The organism is Planktothrix sp. (assembly GCF_046067725.1).
GTDB lineage: Bacteria > Cyanobacteriota > Cyanobacteriia > Cyanobacteriales > Microcoleaceae > Planktothrix.
In genome coordinates this window covers 18,556-33,960 of the sequence record NZ_JBJUDF010000192.1, presented here as the reverse complement: position 1 = coordinate 33,960, position 15,405 = coordinate 18,556, and the positions used below count along the sequence as shown (strand labels likewise).

Sequence of the window (15,405 nt, the reverse complement as noted above, 5' to 3'; positions counted from 1 at the left end):
TATTCAAAACAGCGTTTATTAACAGTTTAAACTTTAATCAGTTTTGATCATTTTATTCATCTATCCTGCGATGGATTCATATTTCTTTGGAGTCCTTTAACTTTGTCGAGTTCGATTTTTGAGTCATATTTAACTTGAAATAGTGATGGAATGATTAAGCTCAACTTGTTTTCAGAATCTATCTTGAGAGAGAGTTAAATTCGGAATCAAGTTGAGTTTAATTAATGAGCGATCTCTTTAGTGACTTTAACACCTCTTAAATAAAATCGAGTTCCTGCTAATGTGGGAATGCCGCAAGGAGGTGTTGCGTATTGGGTACAAGCAGGGGGATTTGTTTTCGGTGCTATTTTAGGGCTGTTATTAGGGTTATTTTCCCGTCCTTCCCCTGGAAGATATAACGAATATTGGCAATAAACTGCCTAGTTGAGAAAGGAAACAGGAACTGCGATTGACTGGGAATTATAAATGTGTAAATAATGAGGTTTGGGTATTGATCATGTTCAAATAGATTTCTAGTTTTTGATTTTTAATGGAAATAGCGATTTCTAATATTTCCTGAAGGAATAGAAGCAATTAATTGACGAGTATAAGCTTGTTTTGGGTGGTGATAAATCTCATCGGCGGTTCCGGTTTCCTCAATTTTTCCTTGATTCATGACAATCATGCGATCGCTCATAAATTTAACCACACTTAAATCATGGGAAATAAAAATATAAGTCAGGTTAAATTCGGCTTGTAACTCTTTTAATAAGTTCAATACTTGCGCCTGTACCGACACATCCAACGCGGAAACGGATTCATCGCAAATAATAAATTTAGGGTTCAAAGCTAACGCTCTGGCGATACAAATTCGTTGGCGTTGTCCCCCGGAAAATTCATGGGGATAACGTCGCATTAAATCAGGATTTAACCCGACTCTTTCTAATAAATAAGCGACGCGATCGCGTTTTTCTTGAAACCTTTGACCGACTTGATGAATGATTAACGGTTCCATAATCGCTTCCCCAATATTCATTCTCGGATCAAGGGAACTAAACGGATCTTGGAAAATAATCTGCATATTGCGTCTAACCCAACGCATTTTTTCATGGAATTGTTGTTGATTTCGATAATTTTTAAACCCACTAAACATCGAGGTTTCTAACAACGGAGCAGTTATATCCTGACCTTCAAAGAAGACTTGACCACTCAAGGGTCTAATCAGTTGTAAAATCGCTCTGGATAAGGTACTTTTTCCACAGCCAGACTCCCCGACTAAACCTAATGTTTCCCCAGAATAAACATCAAAGGAAACATCATTAACCGCCATTAATAATCGTTTGGTTTGACCTAATATCCCTGGAATTTTAAATGCAACTGTTAAATTTTTAACCGATAACAGGGGATGTTCTGAGGGTAAACTGGATAAAAAAGCTTGAGATTTTAAAGCAATATTATTATAACTTTTAACGGCTTCTACTAAAGTTTTTTCTCGAATTTCTACCTCTCCATTATCTAAAGTAATCATCTCCATAAAATCAGCCACCGTTGGTAAACGTTCAGCCGGAGTATCTAAGGTGGGACGACAAGCTAATAACCCTTTAGTATAGGGATTTTGAGGCGTTGTAAAAATTTGCTGAATCGTTCCAGATTCTACAATTTTACCTTGGAACATCACCGCCACTTGATCGGCAATTTGAGCCACAATTCCTAAATCATGGGTAATAAAAATCATCGCCATTCCTCGGCGTTCTTGTAATTCTTGAAGTAAATCTAATATTGTTGCTTGTACCGTCACATCTAACGCCGTTGTCGGTTCATCTGCAATTAATAACGTCGGGTTACAAGAAATAGCCATTGCAATCATCACCCGTTGCAATTGTCCCCCGGATAATTCATGGGGATATCGATCTAACATCGCTCGTTTTTGAGCATTAATTTGTTGAATTAATTCTCGTTTTCGGCTGCGTTTATCTTGTAATTCCTGGGGAGAACGAGAGATTGATTGATGCTTTTGTTCTTCTAATGCTTGCTGCATTAATTCATCATCACTGGGGAGTAATTTCACTTCCTGTAATAATGACGCGGCTTTCCACATCGCCTGTTTGGGGGAAAGCTTTTCATGCTGCATAATGGCTTCTGTTAATTGAAATCCAATGGTAAAAACAGGGTTCAAAGAGGTCATGGGTTCCTGAAAAATCATGGAAATTTGACCGCCGCGATAGGTTTGTTTTTGAGTCGGTGAAAGTTGCAATAAATTAACAGGTTGAGAATAGGGACTATAATCTTCAGATTCACGAATTTGAAACCAAATTTCGCCTTCTACTTTCGCTGTGGTGCTGGAAACTAACCCCATAATAGCTAAGGCGGTCACGGATTTTCCTGAACCCGACTCTCCGACAATTCCTAACGTTTCTCCCCGTCCCACCTGAAACGAAATTCCATCAACGGCGGTAACAGTTCGTTCATCGGTGTCAAACTCAACCCGCAGATTATTCACATTCAGAACAACATATTGCATGGAAGTTACCGCCTCTATAAATTTCTATATATTTAATCAATTTAACAGAAGATGGGGAAATAGGGGATAGAATAACATCGCACTAACCCGAAAGGATAGCATCAATGCTAAAATAGGAGATCAGATCATTATTAAGGAAACTTTAAATGATGTTAACAGATTATATTTATGCAGCCATGAATCGAGCAAAATATGAGATCTTAGAGAATGGGATATTTTATGGAGAAATACCCGACTGTCAGGGAGTTTGGAGTAGTGGTAAAACCTTAGAAGAATGTCGAGAAAATTTACAAGATGCGTTAGAAGGATGGATTATTTTAGGGTTACGTTTAGGTCATCAATTACCGATTTTAGACCAGATTAACTTAAATTTTGAAAACGAGGTTGCTTAATGCCACCATTTTCTGCAATTAAATGGAAAGATTTTGTGCGTTATTTGAAATTAGCTGGTTTTCAAGGGCCATATCCTGGCGGAAAACATCAATATATGATTAAGGATGAAGTCAGGTTAACTATTCCTAATCCCCATCAAGGTGATATTAGTAAAAATTTACTGAGTAGGCTGTTACGTCAGGCGAATATTAGCCGAGATGAATGGGAAAAACTATAGGAAATTGCCATAGATAGTCAGTGAGTGAGGACGCGCATACTGGATTATCACTTAAGGTTAGGAGATCGCTTTCTATTATATCTTCATTCCCTAATCTGTTATCCCCTCAACTATTTTAATTTCTTCTTCTGTTAATCCATATAATTCATAAACTACTTGATCAATTTGTTGTTCTAAGGTATAATTAATTGAAGAATTATTGATTAATTTTGATGCCCAGTTGATGAGTTTATTTTGCTGTTCATGTGTAGAATTTAGGGGAATCGATATCGGTTCTAAATATTTTGTTTTAAAGCGAAAATAACCGCCACGAACAACATTACCTGTATTTGATAAGAAAAACCAAATCAGTTTAGAATTAAGAATCGCTAAAAAATACTCAATTTTTAAATGAACATCTGTTTTTAAAATTAATGCGTAGGTTGTGTCATTATGGAAATAGTTTCCTTCTCGATCTAAACTCATTTTTGTTCCTAAACAGAGATCAGGCGTTAAAATTTTAGGTTGATTTAAGTTAATAATTTGACGAGAATTCCATAAAGCATACCAAGCTGGATATTTCATTTTTGAACTTCCCCGCGTCGATAACCTGTTTTCGTGGGTTTTGAAATATTGATAGGTTAAGGGATAATCTTCAGCTAATTGTTTTTCTGGAATTAATAAAGTTTGATTATTTAATAAAGTATAGGGATAAATTATATAAAGATCAGAAGTTTGATTGTTCCATTTTTCTATATTTTTTCCAGTTAGCAAAGGTTTACATATTTTTTTCTCTAGTTTAACTTGATCATTAAGAGCTTTAGAATAGCCAATAATATATTCTCCTAATTCAATACAATTATACAAATAAAATATATCATTATCTCCTGAGATAATTCCTTGAAAAATTTCTTCAAATATTGTATTAATAGGTTCACCCTTGGTTTTAATCTGATCAATAATTTGATTAATTTTAGAGTTGTTTAAATTCCATGAATCTTGATTGAGTTCTCCATAATTAACCTGATAAAATCTTAAATCTTCTCCAGATTTAAGGATTTTAGGATAAATTTTTATAAATTCCAGTTGTGCATTATTGCGAGAAAAAAAGGTAATACAAGTATAAGTTTTTGCATCTTCAAAAACCAGATGTTCTTCAAAATGAATAATTTTATTAACAAATTGATGCTGTTTTAGATAGTCTCTTGTATGAGTAGCAAAGTCAGCAACTAAATATTTATGGGGAAGAATATAGGAAGAATAAGAATTTTTTTGAGTCATCTGATATAACAGTTCAATAAATAATACATAAATATCATATTTGCCATTAGCTGTAAAATAATGATGATGATAAAAGTCTTTATTAGAAACTTCTTTAAATCCCAGATAAGGAGGATTTCCGATCACCACATCAAACCCCATAAACTTTCCCGTATCATCCAAAACTTTAGGAAACTCAAACCGCCATTCAAACGCATTTTCATAGAGTTTACCGTTTTCAATTTCCTCAATTTCCATCTTTAATTGATCAATTTCATGATTTAACTTAGCAATTTTCTTTAACGCTGGTTTTAAATCTGCATCTAAAGGAAACCGACTAATTAACGAGTTGCCGCATTTAATATTAATATCAATATTCGGTAAAGTTTCTAATTCAGTATAATTACTATCCTTTTTATAATAAGCATTTTTCAACAATTCTATCCATAACCGTAACCGACAAATTTTAACCGAGTTCGGGTTAATATCTACCCCAAACAAACAATTTTCGATCATTGTTTGTTTTTCGTGAAATAAAGTTTCTTGAACCCGTTGACTTTCTCGACTTTTCGGGGTATATTTAAACGGTTGATGATCTTCATCTGTAATAATTAATTCATCATTTTCTACCGTAATTTGATATTCTTTTAATCGCTTTCCGGTTTGATCTTGTAAAATCTTCAAATCATGTTTAATAGCGATCAGTTCGTTTAACGCCGAAACTAAAAAATGTCCTGACCCCACCGCCGGATCACAAATTTTAAGACGGTTAATAATTTGATTCGCTTCCGTTCTATCTTCAATTTTATCATATAAATCATCCAATGTTTGACAATTCCAACCTTTAATTTCATTAAATTTCTGAATAACCGCTTTCCGCAAAGTTTCTCGACACATATACATGGTAATAAAACCTGGGGTAAAATATGACCCATCTTTATAACCGTTAATTTTCTCGAAAATTAATCCTAAAACCGACGCATTAATTAAAGTTTTTTGTTCCTCTTGAATTCCTTCTGACCCTTCACTACTAAAATCATAAGCATCCAGAAACTCAAATAAATAGTGTAGGGTGTTGAGTTCTCCCGTGCGTTTATTTCCGTTACCATCTTTTAAAACCGTTGATGAAAAAATCGGGAGTTTTTCTTCTCTGAGATTACTAATAACAATGGTTTGATGTTCAAGTTCAGTGGGTTCAAACAGGGAACTATTCAAATAAGGAACCTGAGCAAATATTCCTTTTAAATCCGATTTTCGTTCACTAGATTTAACCGCTAAGACTTGGAAAAATAACCGATCTAAATCACCCAAATCATGAATTTTATTTATATTTAAAAAAGCAAAATCAGAATTTCCTTGATGGTAAGTGATTAATTGAGATTCTAATAATTTTAAAAATAGAATCCGGTTGACCCAAGTAATGGATAATTCTAACGCAATATTAAAAAGTTGTTCAGGTTCCGTTTCTCCAAATTGTTCGGGGTTTTCCAGTCGAGAAATTTTATCTAAACTATCGAGTTGTAAAATAGCATTTTCAATCAGTGAACCTGGATTTTGTTTATCTTTAGGTAGACGTTGGATTAGTTTTTTATTCTTTTCTTTGGTTTCAGTTAAACCAATGATATACAGTAATTCACTATAAAACCCTTTGTCTAAAGTATTACTATCATTCGCAATGGGTAATTTTAATAAATGTTGAGGAGACAGTAACTTAAATAAAGCGATTAGTTTTTCATCATCTTCAGGGTTATTATTTCTAACCAATTGTTCATAATCTCGAATATCAAAATAAGTAAATATTAGTTGATTTTTAATAGCTTCAATGGCAGGTTTAGCAATTTCCTTATAGAAAAAATCCGTTGTTTTACCTGTTAATCGCCCAGCTTCAAAATCTTCAAATTGTTGAATCAATTGTTTGTTTTGACAAAAACATTTTTCAAAAGTTTGAGCATCAAAAATAAACCACTCATAAATATTAGTAATAATTAAATATTTAATTTCTAGGTTTTTATTGTTAATTCGTTCTCTTAAAAAATATAAAACCAACTCTTGTAAAGCTTTAACATTCAGGTTTTCAACCTTCACCATTTCAGCTTTGTTTTTAGGTTTCTTAACTTCTAAAATAATTCCAACACTGCTTTTAGAATCTTTTTGATTGTGAATAACCAGATCATTTCGTTCTTTAGTATTAATAAAATAGTTAGGACTATAATAGGTATTTTTAAGAAAATCAGCCATTAGATTTTTATGAAATTCTTCTGACTCCTTTTCATTAATGTGATCAAGCAGATTAATCAAATTAGCTTTAAATTGTTCAATATCGCTCCTGCTAACTTTAACTTTCAGAAACGCTTTATTTAAAGCTTCTCTGGGTTGTCTGGAGTGATTATTCATGATCAAAACCTCAAGCAACAAAGACTGATCATTGTTCCCCGGCTTAACCTTGGGAATGGCTAACAGAGGTGTTACCTCCGAATTAATTCTACATCCCAGAGAAACCGGGTTTCTGCGTTGATATAACTAACTCACCCAGAAACTTGTTGAGAAACCCGGTTTCTGACTCTATATATATAGTAGATTCCACAGTGTAACGAAATATTACAATATTACCGTCATAGAGGTATAGCGTCTTGACATCTGAGAAACTGTTCGTTATCTTGAGATACATACCCGGGTACACAAGTTCACTGTCCTATGCAAAACAAGCAAAAGGTAACTCTCTATCTCCCGCCTGAACTGCACCGCAAACTCAAAATCAAAGCGGCAGTTGAATCAGAACCGATGTCATCCATTGCTGAACGAGCGATTATTTTCTACCTGACTAATCCCGAATTGGTAGATGAAGTGGAGACATCCTACGGACAAACCCACCGGGTTTACGCCTGTCCTGAATGTTCCAGTTCCATTGTCCTCAAGGAAGGGGAATTGACCTCATTAAGAGAGCAACCCAGCTTCCTAGCTGATGATGAACTTCCCGTCCAATCCGTTAGAGATGTTAAATCAACAACGACTCAATCGGGAGAAGAACTGGTTCCCTGTTAAAGACCTAACTTTCGATACTGGCGCCAATCGTGTTCAGCCTCGAATATTAGGATTGATAAACTCTGTAAACGTTACACCGTCTCTACTGGATCGAGGACTATGCAAGAAGAACTTAGTATCTTAATTGAAGCCCGATATCCTCTGATCTACCTCGTCACCTCTGAGGAAGAGCGGTCTGAGCAGGCTATCGCCAAAATCGCACAAGCCAAACGCCAAAGAGAGGTTTATATCTGGACAGTCACTCGTGGCTTAGTCAAATACGATCAAGCGCGAACCGCAGTTCAGTCTAACACCGTATCCCCTCAAGCGGCGATTGAATGGGTGATTCGACATAGAGAGCCTAACGTAAGCGGAAGTATCTATATTTTTAAAGATTTGCATCCCTTCAAAGATTCTCCTGAAGTGACCCGGTGTTTGCGGGATGCGATCGCCAGCTTTAAAGGCACAAACAAGACCATCATCTTGATGTCGCCGATTCAAGCAATCCCCATCGAGCTAGAGAAAGAAGTTGTGGTTCTGGACTTCGCTCTGCCCGATATGAAAGAACTTAATCAAGTCTTAACCGCCCAACTGGAGCAAGCCCGGTCTCGACGTTTAACCACCGAAGGACGAGAAAAACTGCTCAAAGCAGCATTAGGCTTAACCCGTGATGAAGCGGAGAAAGTCTACCGGAAAGCCCAAGTGACCGCCGGACGTCTCACTGAAGAAGAAGTGGATGTTGTTCTCACTGAGAAAAAACAACTGATTCGACGCAATGGTATTTTAGAATACATTGATGTTGATGAAACCATCGATTCAGTAGGCGGTTTAGAAGAACTTAAGCGGTGGCTACACCAACGTTCCAATGCTTTCACTGAACGGGCACGGGAATACGGTCTGCCTCAACCCAAGGGAATGTTAATTTTAGGGATACCCGGATGTGGAAAATCCCTGATTGCCAAAACCACTTCTCGGTTATGGGGATTACCCTTACTCCGATTAGATATGGGTCGGGTGTATGACGGTTCAATGGTGGGACGTTCCGAAGCCAACCTGAGAAACGCCTTAAAAACGGCTGAATCGATTTCCCCGGTGATTCTATTTATCGATGAATTAGATAAATCCTTTGCCGGAAGTGCCGGAAGTGCGGACTCAGATGGCGGAACTTCTAGTCGGATCTTTGGCTCATTCCTCACCTGGATGCAGGAAAAAAGCTCACCTGTATTCGTGATGGCGACAGCCAACCGCGTTGAACGCTTACCCGGAGAATTCCTCAGAAAAGGTCGATTTGATGAAATCTTCTTTGTGGATCTCCCCACCAAAGAAGAACGCCAAGATATTTTCAGAATTCATCTGTCCAAACGCCGTCGGGAAATTGAACGCTTCGATTTAGAGCAACTGTCTACCGTTTCCGAAGGCTTTTCTGGAGCAGAAATTGAGCAAGCCGTAATCGCTTCGATGTACGAGGCCTTTGCTCAAGACCGCGAGTTTACGCAGCTTGATATCATTGCCGCGATTAAGTCCACTTTGCCCTTGTCCAAGACCATGAACGAACAGGTCACCGCACTTCGAGATTGGGCAAGACAGCGTGCACGTCCGGCTGCGTCCTCCGTCGCTGAATATCAGCGCATGGAGTTCTAAAAGCTTACTCCTAGTCCAAATAGGAGATAAGGCTAGTCCCCAAAATAGACTAGCAGTTCCCAAAAAAAAGCCGTCCCCTGATAAAGGCGGCATTGATTCTAACCAAACCGTTGTTGTTTCGTTTTCAGTTCCACGGAGGATACCTAAATGTCTCACTTTAGCACACTGCGTACCAAAATCACCGATTCCGAAATCCTGAAAGCTTCTCTGAGTGATCTCGGCATTAGCACCAAAACCAATGCCGATGTTCGGGGTTACAATGGCCAACGGGTTCGTGCCGACTTGGTTGCAGTCCTCGAAGGCGAATATGATCTGGGCTGGTCTCGCAACAGCGATGGTACCTACGATTTAATTGCTGATCTGTGGGGTGTTGCTAAAAAACACAACCAGACCGAACTGATCAACTCTATCAATCAAAAGTATGCCGTTAACAAGACCTTAGCTGATGTCAAACAGCGCGGTCTGCAAAATGCCAACGTGAAATTAGTCGTCCAAAAATAGTTGGTCACAGCGTTCCCAAGCTTGCGGGTTAACCTTTTTAAATTTGGTTAACCCGTTTTTCTATTTGCAACTCGATCAATATTATGAGATATTTTAGATATATTCAATATAGTGGATCGGTAATCTACTCCTTAATAAACGTAGCAAATTCTCATGCAAACTGAAGCTTTTAGCGAGCTTTTTCCACTATTCAAGGGAGCCAATCCCGAAACATTAGAATGGCTGCTATCCGTTGCTGTCAAACATGAATATCCGGCAAATCGGGCTGTTGTCATGGAAGATGCTTGGGGGAATGCAGTTTATTTTATCGTTTCCGGGTGGGTGAAAGTCCGTCGCTTATCTGGGGATGAAGTCGTAACCTTAGCAATTTTAGGACGGGGAGATTTTTTTGGAGAAATGGCGATTTTAGATGAATCCCCCCGTGCGAATGATGTTATCGCCTTATCGTCAGTCCGATTAATTAGTGTTTCTGCTCAACGCTTTATCCAGACGTTGTTTAAAGATCCGCAACTTCATCATCGAATGTTGCAATTGATGGTACGGCGTTTGCGCCAAACCAACCAACGGTATCAAATTCGTCACCGACCTGCGGCGGTCAAACTGGCGAATACCCTCGTAGAATTAGCTGAAAATTACGGTCAGCCGACTGAAAAAGGGGCAGATATTTTTAATATTCCTTTTCAAGATTTAGCGGATGTTACGGATATTTCCTTAGAAGAAACCAGCAAAATAATGGATAAAATTATGAGTAAAGGTTGGATGAGTATTGATGAAGAACGACAAGTGATTCATTTGCTCAATCTCAAACATTTAAACCATCTTGCCAATCAATAAAGCTAAAATTACATCACTCAACAATAGGGAATAGGGAATAGGGAATCGCAAATTAACACCCTGTTTTCTGTTCCTTATTTCTTAGAAACCCTTATTGTTAATCAAAAAATTATGACGGAAGCTACTCAAATTCATTCGGATGCTCTGACTATGGTTACTCCAACTTTACAATATTGGGTAGGAATGCCTAAACCAGAATCCCATTTATTTGAAATTCGCTTGAAAATTCAAGGCGATTTGCTTTTATCCTCCCCATTAAATTTAAAAATGCCCGTTTGGACTCCAGGGTCATATTTAGTACGGGAATATGCTCGACATTTACAAGATTTTCGGGTCTGCGATTCGGAAGGAAACTTCTTAAAATGGCAGAAAAAAAGTAAAAATCATTGGCAAATTCAATCGAAATCTGCAACAGAAATTTGGGTGTTTTATCGAATTTTTGCTAATGAATTAAGTGTGAGAACGAATCATTTAGATGGATCTCATGGTTATTTTAATGGGGCGGCTTTATTTTTCTATATCCCCGGATGTGAAAAACACCCGATTCAAGTTACGATTGAACCGCCTAAAAATTGGACGGTTAGCACCAGTTTACCGACAGTTCCTCATCAAATTAATACGTTTTATGCACCTGATTTTGATACTTTGGTTGATAGTCCCTTTGAAATTGGAACCCATCGATTATATGAATTTGAAGTGCTGGGAAAACCGCATCAATTAGCAATTTGGGGCGATGGGAATCTTAACCCTGAACGGTTACTGACGGATTTTCAAAAAATTATTACCGTAGAATCAGAATTATTTGATGGATTACCCTATGAACGCTATTTATTTTTATTGCATCTTTCTAATCAAGGGTTTGGCGGTTTAGAACATAAAGATTCTTGTTCATTAATTTATTCTCGATTTGGGTTTCGCAGCAGCGAGAAATATCATCGGTTTATGCAGTTAGTCGCCCATGAATTCTTCCATTTATGGAACGTTAAGCGCATTCGCCCCAAAGCGTTAGAAGTCTTTGATTATGAACAAGAAAATTATACTCCCTCGTTGTGGTTTTCTGAAGGTACAACCAGTTATTATGATATGGTGATTCCCTATCGGGCGGGTATTTTTGATGTTAAAGGCTTTTTGAATGCGATCGCTAAAGATATTACTCGGTTACAAACCATTCCTGGGCGGTTAGTTCAACCCTTAAGCGAGTCGAGTTGGGATACTTGGATTAAATTGTATCGCCGAGAATCCCATAGTGATAATAATCAAATCTCCTATTATTTAAAAGGAGAATTAGTTTCATTTTTACTGGATTTATTAATCCGAGAAAAACACGGAAATCAGCGATCGCTGGATGATGTGATGGGTCAAATGTGGTTAGAATTTGGTCAACCGGAAATTGGCTTTACACCCGAACAATTAGAACAGGTAATAGAATCGATTGCTGATACCTCTTTAACAGATTTCTTCGAGCGTTATTTGTATGGACTAGATGAACTTCCCTACAATCAATATTTAGAACCCTTTGGATTACAATTAATTGCGGAAACCAAGGACGAAACACCCTATTTAGGCTGTAAAGTTGCTACCGAAAAAGGTCGAGAAATCATTAAATTTGTAGAAGTTGGGAGTCCGGCGGAAGCTGCAGGATTAGATATTCATGATGAATTGTTGGCTTTAAATGGATTTAAAGTCACCTCAGATCAATTCAATGACCGCTTAAAAGATTACAAACCTGGAGATACAATAGAATTAACGTTTTTTCATCAAGATTTGTTACGAACTTGTCAAGTTACCTTGACTTCTCCCCGTCCTAATCATTATCAAATCGTTTCTGTTAGCGAACCCACCCCGCAACAAAAACGAAATTTTGAAGGCTGGTTAGGATGTCCTTATCACAACTTATAAGAATTTATGAGATGATAGGGGGAAATATTTCAGAGGTTAAGCGATGGAAGTCCCTCCCCCTCCTTCAATTACACCCCGTCAAATGAATCTATTACGGGTTGTAACCTCGATGGCTTGGTCTGATGGAGAATTAGCAAGAGAAGAAGTTGAGGTGATGTTGAATCAGTTTAGTCGTTTGTTCGCCAAACAGGAACAACAACAGCAACAACTTCAACAAGAATTAAGGGATTATTTAATGCAAAATATCCCCTTAGAAGAGTTAATTCCTAAACTTGAAACCCAAGCTGAACGAGAACTGGTACTGGTTTTAGGATATGAAGTCATCAACTCTAGTTCTCGCACTCCAGAGGAACCTAAAATTAACCCAGAAGAAGCAGTGGCTTATCAAAAATTATTGCAATTACTTAATCTTCCTCCAGAAGTAGTTCAACGTTTAGAAACTGAGATGGATAGTCCCAGCCATTCTAAAGCAGAATTAATTGAAACGATCACCCGTAAATTAGGAGAGTTTATTCAACAATAATCATCAGTAATTCGTAATTCGTAATTCGTAATTCCCTGTTCCCTATTCCCTTTTATCTATACAAATGCTATGAATGACATTGCTAAACAAGCCCATAATGGTCGTGTTGCAGCCATCATTCAAGTAATTAATGAACAAATGACTGATTTAGGGGTAAGCACTCGTGCAGTTTTTACCCATGATGTTTTGCAATTGCTTTGTGAGGCTAACAATCCTGAATCCTTAGACCAATCTATTATTGTTAGTAAAATTCGGGATATTTTAGAATCTATTTCTCCTCGGAATATTCATCGAGTCCGAATTCACAGCCGGATTTTGCAAGAACAACAGTTACTGTGGTTACAAAATATTATCCAAAACCCTGAAGAACAATTGTTGTGGTCAGAAGAGATTATTCTCAGAAAATCTAATTTTTTAACACATTGGTTTAAGCCAAGTTCCTCTCAAAGTTCTATTCCGAATCAACCGATTGTTAATCATTCTTCCTCAACTTTTGTTTCCCAAAAACCTCCATCTCCCCTGAGTTTAATCGTGGGGGTTGGTTTAAGTATTGTTTTAGGATTAATAGGATTTTGGTTATACAGCGAATTACAATTTCAATTATTTAATGCCTTACAATCTAACCGAAAAACTCCGGTTGACGTTTCTCCTTCTCCTGTTCAACCTTTATCGTCAGCAGAACAATTTAGTCAAGGAGTCAAACTTGCCACTGAAGCAGCCGCAGAAGGAAAAGTTGCTGATACCCGTCAGGAATGGCTAGAAATTGCTCAAAAATGGCAGCAAGCCGCCGATTTGATGGCCGCAGTTTCTCCTGATTTTGAACGATATCCAACAGCCCAAAATCGCGCAGCATTATATCGTCGAAATCAAGAACAAGCCCAACAAAAAGCTGATGCTCTGAACAATTAACCATCTTGTAGAGACCTTCCATGGAAGGTCTCTACGTGGGGTTTAGGGGATCATATTATTTCTTTTTTTTTGAAATCACACGAGTGATCCCCTCATAAGCAAGATCAAACTCTGGTCTAAGATTAATGGCTTTTTGGAAATATGTTAGAGCATCTTGGTAATTTCCTTTCTGTTCTAAAGCTTCTCCCCAATGTAAATAAATATCGGGAGAAAGGGAATAAATTTCACAAGCACGTTGATAACAGCAAATAGCTTCATCCCACTTTTGCAACATAGCAAAGGTATGACCTAAAAGGTGATAAGCAATTGGCGATCCAGGGTTAAGAACGCAAGCGCGACGTAAGGCGACAACCGCATTTTCAATATTGCCTTGCTGTCGAAGAGTTTGTCCTAAATTTTGATAAGATTCAAAGGAATCAGGCATAAATTCTTGGGTACGACGATAAGCCGTAATTGCTTCTTCAAATTGACGTTGTTTACTTAAAATTTGTTGTAAGCGAACTTCAATTTCACCTTGGTTTTCTGGGTTCAATTCTAAAGCTTGACGATAAACTGAAATCGCTTCCTCCCATTGATAAAATTGTGCTAAAGCTTGTGCTAATTCATTATATAACTCCGCAGAAGGTGTTTCTAAATCACAAGCTTGACGATAAACTGAAATCGCTTCTTCTAAGTTATGAACTTGAACTAAAGCTTGAGCTAAACGGCGGTGAGATTGAATTGAATTAGGAACTAACTCAACGCATTTGCGATAAACTGTTACCGCTTCTTCCCATTCGTTTTGTGCAGATAATGCTTCTCCTAATTGTTCATAAGCTTCTACAAAATTCGCATTTAGTTCACAAGCTTGACGCAAATTCGTCATCGCTTCTTGCCACAGTTGTTGGTGAATGAATGCTTTTCCTAAATGATAATAAGCTGTCGCTGACTTGGGATTAACCTGACAATACCGACGACTATTTTTAATAATTTCTGACCATTGTTCCTGTTCCTCTAAAATAGCTTGCAAATTCTCGTAAGCTTCAATTAAATTAGGATTAAGTTGACAAGCTCGGCGATAATTTTGGAGGGATTCATCGGTTTGACCCAATTGTTTTTGAAGTTTAGCTAATTCTAAATAACATTCTGACCAATAGGGATTAATTGTTAATGCTTGATGATAAGCTGTAATTGCTTCTTGACCTTGATTGTTGAGTGTTAAAGCCTGACCTAGATAATAATAAATTTCCTCATCATTAGGTTTAAGCGCCAAGGCCTTGTGAAAGCAAGACAAAGCCTCTACAATATTTCCTTGTTGAGTTAGAGCCCTGCCCAAATTCGTGTAAAATTCATAAAAGCTAGAATCGAGGGCGATCGCTTTTTGAAAGCAACTAATGGCTTGATTTCCTTGTCCAGCTTTAAGTTGCAGACTCCCTAAACGGTCATAAAACCAAGGAGAATTCGGATTGAGATCAACCGCTTTTTGGTAAGCTGCGATCGCTTCTTCCAAACTTCCTTGTTGGCTTAGGGCTTCGCCTAAATTATAATAGCACCAAGCCGATGTCGGATTTTCCTCAATGGCTTTCTTGTAACTTTCGATGGCTTTCTCAAATAAGCCGGATCGTAACAGTTGGTTGGCTGTATCAAAAGAGTTAACAGTCATGGTTTTATCGTTGATTGCTCCTACGGCTCCACTGATTAAACAATTTAACACTCAACAGACTCATTCAGAGCGTTTAACTTAAAAAA

At 37.5% G+C, this 15,405-nt stretch carries 13 protein-coding genes; 10 read left to right on the top strand and 3 right to left on the bottom strand.

Translation table 11 applies throughout. The annotated features are described in order from the left end of the window. Positions 1-282: 282 nt before the first annotated feature. Positions 283-414, top strand: coding sequence for a hypothetical protein (locus ACKPEB_RS12055; RefSeq protein ID WP_408965155.1), 132 nt, complete (start codon positions 283-285; stop codon positions 412-414). A gap of 112 nt (positions 415-526) precedes the next feature. On the opposite strand, the gene ACKPEB_RS12050 is transcribed toward ACKPEB_RS12055, so the two are convergent. Next, positions 527-2,500 (bottom strand): ABC transporter ATP-binding protein, encoded by a 1,974-nt coding sequence (locus tag ACKPEB_RS12050; protein ID WP_408965154.1) that lies wholly within the window; start codon positions 2,498-2,500, stop codon positions 527-529. 146 nt (positions 2,501-2,646) lie between these two features. On the opposite strand from ACKPEB_RS12050, the gene ACKPEB_RS12045 reads away from it, so the two are divergent. Together ACKPEB_RS12045 and ACKPEB_RS12040 are read left to right on the top strand one after the other, a co-directional pair. Beyond that, on the top strand, positions 2,647-2,892 hold the full coding sequence (locus tag ACKPEB_RS12045) for a type II toxin-antitoxin system HicB family antitoxin (RefSeq protein WP_408965153.1): 246 nt from the start codon (positions 2,647-2,649) through the stop codon (positions 2,890-2,892). After that, complete coding sequence (locus ACKPEB_RS12040) at positions 2,892-3,110, top strand: type II toxin-antitoxin system HicA family toxin (RefSeq protein WP_042152033.1); 219 nt, start codon at positions 2,892-2,894, stop codon at positions 3,108-3,110. The genes ACKPEB_RS12045 and ACKPEB_RS12040 overlap by 1 nt, the downstream gene beginning before the upstream one ends. A gap of 90 nt (positions 3,111-3,200) precedes the next feature. Here ACKPEB_RS12040 and ACKPEB_RS12035 read toward each other — a convergent pair whose 3' ends face one another. Beyond that, complete coding sequence (locus tag ACKPEB_RS12035) at positions 3,201-6,743, bottom strand: Eco57I restriction-modification methylase domain-containing protein (protein WP_408965152.1); 3,543 nt, start codon at positions 6,741-6,743, stop codon at positions 3,201-3,203. A gap of 300 nt (positions 6,744-7,043) precedes the next feature. Between ACKPEB_RS12035 and ACKPEB_RS12030 the strand changes: the two genes are divergently transcribed. From ACKPEB_RS12030 to ACKPEB_RS12000, 7 genes are all read left to right on the top strand, one after another. Next, a complete protein-coding gene (locus tag ACKPEB_RS12030) occupies positions 7,044-7,391 on the top strand; it encodes a hypothetical protein (RefSeq protein WP_408965151.1) in 348 nt (115 codons plus the stop codon). A 99-nt stretch (positions 7,392-7,490) separates the two neighbouring features. Then, on the top strand, positions 7,491-9,011 hold the full coding sequence (locus ACKPEB_RS12025) for an AAA family ATPase (RefSeq protein WP_408965149.1): 1,521 nt from the start codon (positions 7,491-7,493) through the stop codon (positions 9,009-9,011). A gap of 147 nt (positions 9,012-9,158) precedes the next feature. After that, on the top strand, positions 9,159-9,512 hold the full coding sequence (locus ACKPEB_RS12020; RefSeq protein WP_408965148.1) for a DUF1257 domain-containing protein: 354 nt from the start codon (positions 9,159-9,161) through the stop codon (positions 9,510-9,512). 153 nt (positions 9,513-9,665) lie between these two features. Continuing rightward, complete coding sequence (locus tag ACKPEB_RS12015) at positions 9,666-10,346, top strand: Crp/Fnr family transcriptional regulator (RefSeq protein WP_408965147.1); 681 nt, start codon at positions 9,666-9,668, stop codon at positions 10,344-10,346. A gap of 111 nt (positions 10,347-10,457) precedes the next feature. Further along, positions 10,458-12,245 carry a M61 family metallopeptidase gene (locus tag ACKPEB_RS12010; protein ID WP_408965146.1) on the top strand — a complete coding sequence of 596 codons (1,788 nt, stop codon included), beginning with the start codon at positions 10,458-10,460 and terminating at the stop codon, positions 12,243-12,245. A gap of 43 nt (positions 12,246-12,288) precedes the next feature. Then, on the top strand, positions 12,289-12,768 hold the full coding sequence (locus ACKPEB_RS12005; RefSeq protein WP_408965145.1) for a TerB family tellurite resistance protein: 480 nt from the start codon (positions 12,289-12,291) through the stop codon (positions 12,766-12,768). A 69-nt stretch (positions 12,769-12,837) separates the two neighbouring features. Further along, positions 12,838-13,677: a hypothetical protein gene (locus ACKPEB_RS12000; RefSeq protein ID WP_408965144.1), complete on the top strand. Its 840-nt coding sequence runs from the start codon at positions 12,838-12,840 to the stop codon at positions 13,675-13,677. A gap of 55 nt (positions 13,678-13,732) precedes the next feature. Here the strand turns inward: ACKPEB_RS12000 and ACKPEB_RS11995 are convergent, their stop codons facing one another. After that, a complete protein-coding gene (locus ACKPEB_RS11995; protein WP_408965143.1) occupies positions 13,733-15,319 on the bottom strand; it encodes a tetratricopeptide repeat protein in 1,587 nt (528 codons plus the stop codon). Positions 15,320-15,405: the final 86 nt, after the last annotated feature.

What these genes read in the sequence shown, in the direction of transcription:
- ACKPEB_RS12035 (WP_408965152.1), bottom strand. Translation starts at nt 6,743, where the DNA reads ATGAATAATCACTCCAGACAACCCAGAGAAGCTTTAAATAAAGCGTTT.
- ACKPEB_RS12025 (WP_408965149.1), top strand. Translation starts at nt 7,491, where the DNA reads ATGCAAGAAGAACTTAGTATCTTAATTGAAGCCCGATATCCTCTGATC.
- ACKPEB_RS12015 (WP_408965147.1), top strand. Translation starts at nt 9,666, where the DNA reads ATGCAAACTGAAGCTTTTAGCGAGCTTTTTCCACTATTCAAGGGAGCC.
- ACKPEB_RS12050 (WP_408965154.1), bottom strand. Translation starts at nt 2,500, where the DNA reads ATGCAATATGTTGTTCTGAATGTGAATAATCTGCGGGTTGAGTTTGAC.
- ACKPEB_RS12045 (WP_408965153.1), top strand. Translation starts at nt 2,647, where the DNA reads ATGATGTTAACAGATTATATTTATGCAGCCATGAATCGAGCAAAATAT.
- ACKPEB_RS11995 (WP_408965143.1), bottom strand. Translation starts at nt 15,319, where the DNA reads ATGACTGTTAACTCTTTTGATACAGCCAACCAACTGTTACGATCCGGC.
- ACKPEB_RS12000 (WP_408965144.1), top strand. Translation starts at nt 12,838, where the DNA reads ATGAATGACATTGCTAAACAAGCCCATAATGGTCGTGTTGCAGCCATC.
- ACKPEB_RS12020 (WP_408965148.1), top strand. Translation starts at nt 9,159, where the DNA reads ATGTCTCACTTTAGCACACTGCGTACCAAAATCACCGATTCCGAAATC.
- ACKPEB_RS12005 (WP_408965145.1), top strand. Translation starts at nt 12,289, where the DNA reads ATGGAAGTCCCTCCCCCTCCTTCAATTACACCCCGTCAAATGAATCTA.
- ACKPEB_RS12010 (WP_408965146.1), top strand. Translation starts at nt 10,458, where the DNA reads ATGACGGAAGCTACTCAAATTCATTCGGATGCTCTGACTATGGTTACT.
- ACKPEB_RS12040 (WP_042152033.1), top strand. Translation starts at nt 2,892, where the DNA reads ATGCCACCATTTTCTGCAATTAAATGGAAAGATTTTGTGCGTTATTTG.
- ACKPEB_RS12030 (WP_408965151.1), top strand. Translation starts at nt 7,044, where the DNA reads ATGCAAAACAAGCAAAAGGTAACTCTCTATCTCCCGCCTGAACTGCAC.